The 11,483-nt window shown below is 70.2% G+C and carries 7 protein-coding genes; 3 read left to right on the forward strand and 4 right to left on the reverse strand.

All coding sequences use genetic code 11. The features are described 5' to 3' along the window. Window positions 1-305: 305 nt before the first annotated feature. Window positions 306-830: a hypothetical protein gene (locus tag ACWD68_RS18190; protein WP_451807431.1), complete on the forward strand. Its 525-nt coding sequence runs from the start codon at window positions 306-308 to the stop codon at window positions 828-830. A gap of 279 nt (window positions 831-1,109) precedes the next feature. Next, window positions 1,110-2,993, forward strand: a complete 1,884-nt coding sequence (locus ACWD68_RS18195) for a glycoside hydrolase family 15 protein (protein ID WP_451807432.1) — start codon at window positions 1,110-1,112, stop codon at window positions 2,991-2,993. Window positions 2,994-3,030: 37 nt separating this feature from the next. On the opposite strand, the gene ACWD68_RS18200 is transcribed toward ACWD68_RS18195, so the two are convergent. Together ACWD68_RS18200 and ACWD68_RS18205 are read right to left on the reverse strand one after the other, a co-directional pair. Next, a complete protein-coding gene (locus ACWD68_RS18200) occupies window positions 3,031-3,843 on the reverse strand; it encodes a maleylpyruvate isomerase family mycothiol-dependent enzyme (RefSeq protein WP_451807433.1) in 813 nt (270 codons plus the stop codon). Between the two features lie 185 nt (window positions 3,844-4,028). Then, complete coding sequence (locus tag ACWD68_RS18205) at window positions 4,029-8,111, reverse strand: discoidin domain-containing protein (RefSeq protein WP_451807434.1); 4,083 nt, start codon at window positions 8,109-8,111, stop codon at window positions 4,029-4,031. Between the two features lie 404 nt (window positions 8,112-8,515). Between ACWD68_RS18205 and ACWD68_RS18210 the strand changes: the two genes are divergently transcribed. Further along, the gene (locus ACWD68_RS18210) at window positions 8,516-8,863 is read left to right on the forward strand and encodes a DUF1330 domain-containing protein (protein ID WP_451807435.1); all 348 of its coding nucleotides are present in this window, start codon (window positions 8,516-8,518) and stop codon (window positions 8,861-8,863) included. Between the two features lie 226 nt (window positions 8,864-9,089). Here the strand turns inward: ACWD68_RS18210 and ACWD68_RS18215 are convergent, their stop codons facing one another. Next, entirely contained in the window at window positions 9,090-10,271 is a 1,182-nt protein-coding gene (locus ACWD68_RS18215; RefSeq protein ID WP_451807436.1) for a chitinase, read from the reverse strand. Between the two features lie 268 nt (window positions 10,272-10,539). Beyond that, a complete protein-coding gene (locus ACWD68_RS18220) occupies window positions 10,540-11,187 on the reverse strand; it encodes a TetR/AcrR family transcriptional regulator (RefSeq protein ID WP_451807437.1) in 648 nt (215 codons plus the stop codon). Between the last annotated feature and the right edge of the window lie 296 nt (window positions 11,188-11,483).

The following is an 11,483-nucleotide window of genomic DNA, read 5'->3' on the forward strand; positions in this document are numbered from 1 at the left end:
GGCGCGGCCGTCGAGCCCCGCCGGAGACGGCTGCCGGCGTGGTCGGCCCGCTCTCCATCGGGTGGTGAGGGAGATGCGGTCGGGGTGGTCACGGTGATCGGGTCCTTCCGGTCGGTCGGGCTGTCCGGTGCGAGATCACCGTCGCAGGGATGGAGGTCAGGATGTGTCCGCTACCCGGGGCAGGACCGGAGCCGTGCCGGAGCTCTCGAGCCATGAGTGCCGGCGCGAGTCGGAACCCGCCCGCGCGACGCCCCGGACGGCACACTCGCCGGGCGCGGCCGTGGCGCTCCCCCTATGTTGAGTTGGTGAGTCGCTCCAGCGTGCCCCCTGAGCGCGGGGATCGTGCGGACCCGCCGGCAGGCCAACGAACCGACTACGCGGGCGCCATCTACGGCTCGATCCTGGCCGCGTCCGTGGTGGCCACCGCCGGAGCGGGAGGGGAGTACCCACGGCTCGAGGCGGTCGTGCTGCTGGTGATCACCGGCCTGGTCTTCTGGGCGACCCACGTCTACGCACAGCTCGCGGGGGAGCGCATCGTCGGTCAGTCCTGGTCCTGGCGGGAGATCCGCCGGATCGGCGCGCACGAGTGGTCCATCGTCGAGGCCGCCACGCTTCCCGCTGCCGCCGTGGCCCTCAGCGCCGTGTTCGACATGAGTGTGAACACGGGCCTGTGGATCGCCCTGGGCATCGCGGTGGCCCAGCAGGTCATATGGGCGTGCCTCGGAGCCGCCCGTGCGGGCGCCTCCCGCGGCCTGATCATCGCCGAGGGCTTCGTGAACCTGGCTCTCGGACTGATCATCGTGGCCGCCAAGGTCGTCCTCAAGCACTGACGGCATGGCCGCGCGGCTGCATCGCCGCGAACCCCGTGGTCGTGCGGGGCACAGCGTGGTGTGGGGCGCGACCGGCCGTGCGGGGCGGGCTCCACAGGGAGCGCGACCGGCCCCGCTCGCCGCCCTCGGCCTCGGGTGGCGGTGCGGGAGCGCGGCCGTACGTGTGGTCGTTCGGGTGGTCGGGTGGCCGGGAGTGCCCATGGACGAGCGCCCCCGAGTCCGGATGACTCGTTAGCCTGGAACGGAGGGGGCTCGGGCGACGGCCCAGAGGAGGCCGGTATGGCTGATGTGACTCCGGTGCCAAGCGCGTACGACGAGGCCCATGGTGTGCCCGGCGGTCCACGCGGCGCAGACACTCCCCGCTATCTGCCCATCGCCGACCACGGTCTGATCGGCGACCTGCGCAGCGCGGCTCTGGTCGGCACGGACGGCACCATCGACTGGTACTGCTGCCCGCGCTTCGACGCGCCCAGCGTCTTCGCCTCGATCCTGGACGCCGACCGCGGTGGCTGCTTCGAACTGGCCGCCGACGTCCCGGCGCGTACCAAACAGTTCTACTTCCCGGACACCAATGTGCTGATCACCCGGTTCTTCGCGGACGACGGGGTCGGTGAGATCCAGGACTTCATGCCGGTCGTCGACGACTCGCGCGAGGCCGGACGGCACCGCCTGATCCGCCGTGTGGTGTGCGTCCGGGGGACGCTGCCCTTTCGCGCGCGAGTCGCTCCCCGCTTCGAGTACGGCACGGTCCCGCACACCGTGCGCGTGGACTCCGGGCAGGCCGTCTTCGCCTCGCGCACGCTCACGCTGGCCCTGACGTCCACCGTGCCGATCGAGGCCGCCGGACAGGACGTGTGGTCGCTGTTCAAACTCCACGAGGGGGAGTCCGCGGTCTTCGCGCTCGACCAGATCGACGGCGACGTGGGCCCGCGTTTCTGCGCCGTGACCGAGGCCGAGAGGGAGTTCAACGCGACCGTGCGCTACTGGCGGCGCTGGCTGTCCCAGTCGCGTTACCGCGGCCGCTGGCGGGAGATGGTGCACCGCTCCGCCCTCACGCTGAAACTGCTCACGTACGTCCCCACCGGCGCCATCATCGCCGCACCGACCACCAGCCTGCCCGAGCGGATCGGCGGCGAGCGCAACTGGGACTACCGCTACGTGTGGATCCGGGACGCCGCGTTCTGCGTGTACGCCCTGCTGCGTCTCGGCTTCACCGACGAGGCCGAGGCCTTCATGAGCTTCCTTTCCGAGCACGTCCAGTGCTGCACGCCCGAGACCGCCGGCCCGGACGGTCCACTGCAGATCATGTACGGCATCGACGGGCGCCGTGACCTGCCCGAACGCGAGCTGCCACACCTCGAGGGCTATCGCGGATCCGCTCCCGTACGGATCGGCAACGGCGCGGTGGGCCAGCTTCAGCTGGACATCTACGGGGCCCTGATCGATTCCCTCTATCTCTACGACAAGTGGGGGCAGCCCCTCTCCAGCGCGCACTGGGACAGCGTCAGCAAGATCGTCGACTGGGTGTGCGAGCACTGGGACCAGCCCGACGAGGGAGTGTGGGAGACCCGCGGAGGCCGTAAGCCGTTCCTCTACTCCCGCCTCATGTGCTGGGTGGCCATCGAACGTGCCATGCGGCTGGCCCGGCACCGCGGCCTGCCCGCCGACGTCATCCGCTGGGGCACCGTCCGTGACACGATCTACCGGCGGATCATGAGCCAGGGCTGGTCCACCAGACGCACCGCCTTCACCCAGACCGAGAACAGCGACATCCTCGACGCGTCGCTGCTGATGATGCCGCTCGGGAAGTTCATCTCGCCGACCGACCCGAAATGGCTCGCCACCCTCGACGCCCTGGGCGAGGACCTGGTCTCCGACTCCCTGGTCTACCGCTACGACCCGCAGGCGAGCCCCGACGGCCTCAAGGGCGAGGAAGGCACCTTCTCGATCTGCTCCTTCTGGTACGTCGAGGCACTCACCCGCGCCGGCCGTGTGGAGGAGGCCCGTCTCGCCTTCGAGAAGATGCTCACGTACGCCAACCATCTCGGCCTGTACGCGGAGGAGATCGGCCACACCGGGGAACAGTGCGGCAACTTCCCCCAGGCCTTCACCCACCTCTCCCTGATCAGCGCGGCCTTCAACCTCGACCGCAGGCTCGGCTGAGCCCTTCGGGACCGCCGCCGGGAAACGATCCGCTGTCTCAGGGTGCGGTGAACAGGCCCGGGAAGCGGGGAGCGAGCCAGGGCCTGCGGCCCCAGACGAGGATGCGGCCACGGGCGATGGGGCCCGCCTGTCCCTGGCGTCCGAGGCCCATCAGGAGGAAGGTGACCGGCTCGATGAGGATGGTGCAGTCCGGCCTGGCCGGTGGCTGCCGGTCGACGGACAGGACACCGTCGGCCAGGGTCACGCCGAACCGGCCGCCGCCCCACAGCCGGATGTCGTAGCGGGTGTTCATCCCGGCCGTGCGCAGCGGATCGGTCACCCGTGGCATCGCCGTGAGCATGAACGGCAGGGTCAGCCCGACCCGGACCCGGTCGATCATGTGTGTCCGGCCCAGCGCGCGGGCGAGATCGTAGCCGTGGCCGAGCATGTGCGTGAGCAGATACGACCCCAGCTCCTGCGGGCTCATGGGGCCCAGCGGAGTGACCACGGGGTCCTCCGCGGCCCCTTCCTCCAACGCCTTCACGCAGGCATCGGCGTGCCGGACGATCATCGCCGCCAGCGGTTCGGCCGCCCGCTCCCCGAACGCGGCCAGCGACCGCTCATTGGCCTCGGCGAGGCTCTGCGGCGTGCCGTCCCCGTAGGGGCGCGCCTGTCCTGCCGCGAGCTCCGCCATCAGCTCGTTGGCCACGGCCAGATGTGCCGCCGCCTCGCCGACACTCCACTCCGCCCCGGGAATCCGGAGCTCCATGTCGGCATCGGGCCCCAGCAGCGCGGCGATGTCCTCGGCGGTCTCGCGTATCGCCGCACCCAGCCCTTCGGGCAGTCCCCTCCGCACGTCCTGCCCAGCCACTGAGTCCACGTTGTCGCCTTTCCTACCGGCCTCGCCTCACCACGGGCCGCGGACAGACCGTGGTGAGGCGACGCGCTATCGATCACCGGCGTACAGAAGACCAGGCAACCGCGGCAGCGACAAGCCCCTGAGCAGCGAGAACGCAGATCGAAGGCGGGGCTTCGGGGGTAAAGCGGGCATTCGTGTCAGGAATGGGCCGACGTCGGGTGACTGTTGAACGCCTCCACTCGCAGTGAGGGGCGGCCGGAGGGGAGTGCGGCGGCCGGCCAGGACAGCGTGACCTGGCGGGACTCGCCCGGCAGCAGCCACAGGTAGTTGTCGCTGTACAGCGTCGGCAGGACGCGGTCACCGCTGGTGCGGTCCAGCAGGGAGAGCCGGGTCATCGCGGCCACGGCCCTTCCCCGGTTGCGGACGGTGGCGGTCATCTCGTGGCGCGCACCGGTCCGGGAAAGCCGCGTGATCGAGGCGGACACCTGGACCCGCTTCGCCGTCGTGAGCGCCTTCATGGCCGCCGGGCTGCGATAGCGCCAGTAGGTGTTGCGCGACAGCGGGCGGCCCGAGGCGTCTTCAAGGGTCAGCCGCAGCAGGTGCAGGTCGGGCAGGCCGTCGGCCCAGGCGACGGTGAAGGCCCGGGTGGTGGCCGCCGCCGGGACGTCGACCTCGGTCGTGTGCGGGGTGCCGAGCTGTCGTCCGGAGAGGTCGTGGAGACGGGCGGTGACCGTTGCGCCCTCGACCGCCGCGCGGGTGTGGTTGACCGCGATGACCTGTCCCGTCCTCGGGTCCGCCTGCACATGGAGTGGCTCGCAGGCCGAACGGGCCCCGTAGTAGGTGCCGTTGACGTCGAAGTCGTAGTCGTAGGTCTGCCATACGGTGCTGTGCCACGCGGGGTGGGACATCCACAGCATGAGACCACTGGCGTCGTCCCACAGGTGTGCGTTCCAGGCCTCGAACATGGCACGTGTGTTCTCGTAGTTGACGAACTGTGCCTTGCGGGCGAAGTCGTCGAGGTCCGCCACCGTGCCCAGACGGGCCTCGATGGCCGCCTTGTAGTTCTGCGGGGCCTGGTTCCCGCGCTCGCTCCAGTCGTGGTAGTACCACGCGCCGCGGATCGGCCACTCGGGTTCGTCGCCGGTCATGTTCCGCAGACTGGCGGCGGTGGAGACGACCGGCATGCCTATCTCGGTGTGGAATCCGAAGCTGTTGCTGCCGTAGGTCGACGGCTCGTAGTACTTCTCCGGTTCGACCCAGCCGTAGGGGCCGCCGCCGGTGATGATGCCGCCGGCCGAGTTGTTCTGGTACAGGATGCCGGGCGCCTGCTGTTCGACCGCTTCCCGCATGCCCTTGTCGATGGCGGCCGGAGGATTGCCCTCGTTGGCGCCGCACCAGACCACCACACAGGGGTGGATGCGGTAACGCAGCACGGTGTCCCGTGCGGTCGTGTTGAAGGCGTCGTGGTCCGGCGGGTCCATGCCCCAGGCGTTGGGGAAGTCGTTCCACACCAGGATTCCGTGCTCGTCACAACTGGCGTAGAACTCCTCGCGGTTGCTGCTGCCCACCCAGTTGCGGATCATCGTGAAGTTCATGTCGCGGTGCATGCGCACCGCCGCGTCCGTCCGGGCGGCGGGCATCCGGCGCAGCAACTCGTCCCAGCCCCAGTTGCCTCCACGGGCCAGCACCCGTACGCCGTTCACGCTGATCTTCAGCGGTTCGGGGGTGTTGGTCACCGACTTGACGTCGGTCCATGCGTCGCCGTCGTCGGACACCTGGATCGTGTACGTCTTCGGATAGGCCGCCTCCCAGACGATGGCCACCCGGTCGAAACGCCGCGCGGCGCCGAGGTCGACCCGGATCCACTGATGGTCCGCGTACTGCGAGGACCAGCGCGTGCCGGGGTCGCCGTCGGTGGCGGAGGCCGCCGAGTGACCGTCGTCCTCGGTGGAGGCGGTGGCCGGCTTGCGCAGCGCGAGGTCGGTACCGGGACCGGTGCTGTCGATGACCGAGAGGGACCACAACGAATTGCCCCAACTGGTGTTCCGTAGACCGCAGTTGATCCGCACGAAGCGGGCCGTGCGTGGGGTGAACTCCTCCACCTGAAGGCTCGCGTCGCCATTGTTGAAGGGCAGCGGCACCGCGGTGTTGTCGACGGCTCGCGCATCCCGCCACTCGGAACCGTCGGTGGACACCTGCACCGCATAGGTCCGGGCGTAGGCCTTCTCCCAGACCAGGTCGACCCGGTCGAACGACTGGGTGGAGCCCAGGTCCACCCGGACCCACTGGTCGTCCTCGTAGGCCGAGGACCACCGGGTGGCCGGGTCGCCGTCGGTGACATTGCCGGCTCCGTGGCCGTCCCCGTCCACCGTGGAGGCGGTGGCGGCGCCATGCAGGGCGAGGTCCGTCCCCGGCCGTGCACTGTCGAACACGGACAGGGCCCACAGCGAACTGCCCCAGTCGGTGGCCCGGGTCAGGCATCTGATCCGGATGTGCCGAGCCCGCTGTGCGCCGAGGTCCACGGTCTGGGTGTACGCGTCGCCGGTGGCGACGAAGGGCAGCGGTACGTCGTAGTCGTAGCCGAACTGGCGTATCCCGAAGCGGGTGGTGCGCCGGTCGCTCTCGCTGCCGTCCACCTGGGCGACGAGCGTGAGGTCGTGCAGGTGGGGGCTTCCGAGTCCATTGGGCCACCACAGTTCGGGGTCGCGCAGCCGCAGGCGGCTGAAGGAGTCCGGGCCGAACACGACGTCGACGCTCCGGCCGGCCGGAACCGTGACGGTCCGCGAGACCCGTACGTCGTCGAACGCGGCCGTGACGGTCGCCTTGTGGTCGGCGCTGTCGGCGTTCCGGACCGGGACCACGATGGTCACTTCGGCCGTCGAGGTGTCGGGCAGGTCGGGCAGTACGGTGTCCACCCGCGGGTCGCCGATCACGACATGACCGGTGGATCTCAGCCTGACATGGTTCCAGATACCGGCGACGCGGTCACGGACGGCCGGCATCCAGTCCCAGCCCGAAGAGGCCAGGTAGGTGGGGGAGTTGAGGTTCATCTGGTTCGCTCCGGCGTCGACCCAGGCCTCACCGGCCGGGCCCTTGTCCCCGGGGCTGCCGGGAACGGGCATCGGCGTGATCTTCACCGCCAGCGCGTTCCCGTCCTTCACGCGCAGGAGTTCCGTGACATCGTGCGCCGAGCGGGCGAACGGGTACAACAAGCCGCCCACGTGCTGCCCGTTCAGCCAGATGTCCGCCTGGTGGTTGATGCCGTCGAACTCGAGCCAGATCCGGCGCCCGGCGCCGGTCCGCAGGCCGCGCGGCACCTCGAAGTCCCGCTTGTACCACCAGGAGTGGCGGGAGAGCGCCTCAGGGATGCGCAGATTGTTCAGGCCGGCGACCGGGTCGGGCAGCTTGCCCCGGTCGACGAGGGAGGCGAGGACCGTGCCGGGCACGGTGGCGGGCAGCCAGGCCCGGGTGTCCACGCCCTCCCGCGACAGTGCGGGGCCGTCACCCCCGGCCCAGTCGTCCATGGTCAGCGTCCAGCCGGACTCCAGCGGTACCGTGCCGTCAGCGGCCTGCTTCAACGCGGGGGCGTGGCCGTCGTGCGTGCCCCAGTCGGTCCAGCCCGTGGCCGCAGGGCGGTGTCCCGGGGCGGTGCCGTACACCTCGAAGCCGTTCAGCCCGAGCGGGTTGGCACTGGACCGCTTGCGGGAGGTCAGGCGCACCCAGCGGGCCGTGGCCGCCTTGGGGAGCTGGATGTCGACGACACCGCCGGTTCCGGCGGTCGTCCGGTACACGCTCGCCCAGGACGAGCGGTCACGCGATGTCTCGACCACGAAGTCGACCGCGTAGCTCGACAGGATCTCCTTGCCGGTGGTTCCGTCGGCCCAGTTCCCGCTCGCCGGAGGGGTGAACACCGGGTCGCTCGCGTCGGCTTCGAAGGTGAGCCGGATCCACGTGACGCGGCAGTCCGCCTGGAGGTCGACCGAGATCCACTGCGGGTCACCGGCCGCCGCACGCCACCCGGTCCCCCGCACGCCGGGGGAACGGACCCCGTCCACCACGAACTCCCCGGGCGTGGGGGCGTAGTCGGTCGAGGAGACGGTCACGGGCCGGTACACGGCGAGCTCTTCCGCGGACCCCTGCGGGACACCGGGGCTTCGGCGTTCGGCGGCCGAGCCGGTACCCGGGAACGCGGTTCCCAGGCCGAAACCGGCCAGCAGCGTCGAGCCGGTGAGGACGATCGATCGTCGGGCAGGGGAGTGCGGCGGATTCGGCTGAGCCATCAGCGGGGCGTCCAATCACACGGGTCGTGCTTGCCGAGCACAGGGGTTGGCAACGTTGTCAGGGCGAATGACAACGTTGCCAAAGACTGTGACGCGTGATCGATCCTGTCAAGACTCCCGGCGCCGATTGCCCTCACGCCGGGAGGACTTGCCGGTCGGCCCGAGGTGTTCGGCCCGCCGCCGGGGTCGGTGGGGGTGACCTTTCGGCCGGACGCGGGTGCTTGGCCTGTCGGTCGGCCGACCTGGCGCCCCGACGGGGCAGGGGTATCCGCGGCTGTCCCGAGCAGGCCGCCTCCCTGGCGCCCGATCCCTCTGAGGGGCCGGTTACCTCTGGGGTAATCGACCACGGCGTGCGCGGCTGCCAAGGTCGTTCGGGTACGGAGCCCCGACGGCCGGAGGATGCCATGACCGCGTACGCCATAGCCCACCTGCGGGAAGCCCCACCGCACCCGGAGATCGCCGAGTACATCGAGCGCATCGGCGCCACCTTCGAGCCGTACGGTGGCCGCTTCCTCGTGCACGCCACGCAGCACGAGGTGATGGAGGGCCGCTGGCCCGGCCACGTCGTGGTGATCGGCTTCCCCGCGATGGCTGAAGCGCGTGCCTGGTGGGACTCGCCCGCCTACCGGGAGATCGCTCCCCTGCGCTCGCGGCACATCGAGGGGGACATCATCCTGGTCCCGGGCGTCCCCGCGGGCTACGACCCGACGTCCACCGCGAGGGCGATGCGGGACGCAATGCCGGCAGAGTAGCCGTTGCGCTGCCCGCTGCCCGCTGCCCGCTGCCCGCTGTCTGTTGTGTGTTGTGTGTGGTGTGTGGTGTGTTCCGTGCCGAACTCGGGTGTACGCACTGAGGGGATGGCGCCGCCCGACCTAGGGGGACGCCATCCCCTCACCGCTGCGGCTCGGCGGGGAGGCCTTGAGCCGATGGCTCCGGGCGGGGCACCCGTCGGGCACGCCGTCCGGAGCCGAACAGACGTCAGCAGGCGCCCTCGTCCTGCCAAGGACCCCACTCGGCGCCACTCGGCGCCTCGTTCTGGGTCCACCACTTGGCCTTCCAGTTGTGGTGGTTGTACGAGGCCTCGTTGCCGGCGGTGTAGACCGTCGACCCGCTCCAGGCCGTCCTGCAGGCGGAGCTGGGCGGTGTGGGGGTCGGGGTGGGCGTCGGGGTGGGTGTGCCGGTGGGCGGGGTCGCTCCGGCGAACTTCACCGAGTACTTCGCGAAGTCCCAGGAGTTCTGGGCCACGCTGGAGCAAGTGCCGGACGTTCGGCCGCCGTTGTCGGCGGGGGTGCACTGGCGGTCGCGGTTCAGGGACCAGAAGGTGAAGCGGTCCATGTTGTGGCCGGTGGCGAAGTCCAGCACGGTCTGGAAATCGGCCTGCGAGAAGTACTCGCCGGTGTCGCTGCGGCCGTTCATGCCGGAGAAGCCCTCATGGGCGTACGCCGTCGCCTGGTCCCAGCCGAAGGTGGACTGGAGGATCGTGTTGAAGTTGGTGAGCGCGCCGGTCTGGGACGCGGCGCCGTTGAAGCCGCCGTCGAACGGCATGATGGAGAAGTTGTTCGGCGTGAAGCCCTGCGACTTCGCCTCGAGCAGCATCTGCTTGCCGAACCAGCCGGTTCCGTCCGCCGTGCCGGCCGTGGTGACGGAGACGTACAGGCCGGGGTTGTTCTGCTGGAGGATCTTGGCGGCGCCGATCTCGTTCCTGATGGCCGCCGTGTTCTCGTACTCCGGCTCCTCCAGGTCGAAGTCGATCGCGTGCAGGCCGTACTTGGTGATGACCTGCTGGTACGCCGCGGCGGTGGCGGCCGGGTCCGAGCAGGCCTGGCCGAGCTTGGTGCCGCCGTAGCCGCCGATGGAGACGGAGACGTCGCCGCCCTTGGCGCGGATGGTGTTGACGACCGACTGCACGGCGGTGTCCGAGGAGACCGCGGAGGTTCCGCCCCAAGTGGGGGAGCATCCACCGCCGTTGGGGGCGAGGATGAATGCGAGCTGGAACGCTTTGAGGCCCGTCGCGTCCATGATGGCGCCCGGGTCCGGCGGGTCGTTGTCCGTCGGCATCAGATAGGGGGCGGCGGCGTACCAGCGGTTGCTGAGCGCGCTGGTCGCGCCCGAGGCGTTGCCCGCGACCAGCGCGGTGGTGCCGACTGCGGCCAGACTCACGGCGGCTGCCGCGCCCAGACATGCGCGAAGACGTCTCACTGTGCCTCCAGAGGGGTGGGGGAGTGGCCCCAGCTTCCGGCTGCTGTCGCGATCACGTCAATGAGTTGGACTAGACCAGGCAGGTCTTTGGACTAGACCATGCGAACTCTTTACCCGAAGTCCCGTTCGCTGCCCGGCCATTGGGGGCCACGAAGGGGCGATTCGCTTGTCGCGGGTCGCCCGCCCGGGTGCGGCCCGGCCCCGACGCGGTGGCCCCGGTGGGGTGTTGTCAGTACGGCAGGCCCTCCGACGCCGCGTGCAGGGCGGCGTGCAGGGAGGCGGCGAGATCCTCTTCCGAGACGTCCGTCCTGTCGGCGAACCGTACGGCGAAGTCCTCGGCCGCGGCGCGCAGCGCGCCATTGACGGTGGCCGCGTGCACCTTTACCCGGAGGTCGTCCGCGCTCCTGCCGGAGCGCCGGGCGAGGAGTTCGGTGAGGACGGGCAGTGCGTCGTCGTGGGCCTGGAGCCAGACGGCACGCAGTGCGGGCTCGGTGGGAGTCATGCGGATCAGGTCGAGCACCGCGGGGTCGGCGGACGGCAGTCTCCCGTGCCGGCAGGAGTGTGTGAGGAAGTCCAGAAGGCCGGTGTCCGGCGGCCAGTGCCGCAGTTGATCCGTGGCGGCGTCGAGTCCCGCTGTGAGTAACGGGCGTACGCAGCTCTCCTTGGTGGGGAAGTGGCGCCACAGGGTGCGGGTCGAGACGCCCACCGCCTCCGCGATCTGGTCCCCCGTGGTGCCCGTGACGCCCTGCGAGTTGAACAGGCGGACGGCCTCGCGGGCTATCTCGAGACGGAGGGCGTCCCTGCGTCGTTCGCCCAGTGACGGCCTCGCGGCCGCTCCGGCCGTCGTGGCCCGGTCTGCGGGTGCCGCATTACGCACCGTTGCCCCACCGCCTCTGTCTGTCAGATCGCTGGCAGCATAGCGAGCCTCTCGGAACTGACGCGCGCAGACATCTTGTCACTGAGTGACATCCGCTCCTACTCTCCTGATGTGACTCGGGAGTAACTAGCGGGCGTCGCACGGGACTTCGACGTCCGTTGCTGCCGATCACAGGCACTGGAACAGGGCAACACGGGACAGCACAGGACGGCGGAGCCACAGCCACGAGCACCGGGGCTCCGCCGTGCACACAACCCTCAGGACATGCCGCCTCGCCCGGCGCCGTACGACGTACG

Source organism: Streptomyces sp. NPDC005141 (genome assembly GCF_053599975.1).

Excerpts from the sequence above, each read along its gene's own strand:
- ACWD68_RS18205 (WP_451807434.1), bottom strand. The coding sequence starts at position 8,111 with ATGGCTCAGCCGAATCCGCCGCACTCCCCTGCCCGACGATCGATCGTC.
- ACWD68_RS18210 (WP_451807435.1), top strand. The coding sequence starts at position 8,516 with ATGACCGCGTACGCCATAGCCCACCTGCGGGAAGCCCCACCGCACCCG.
- ACWD68_RS18195 (WP_451807432.1), top strand. The coding sequence starts at position 1,110 with ATGGCTGATGTGACTCCGGTGCCAAGCGCGTACGACGAGGCCCATGGT.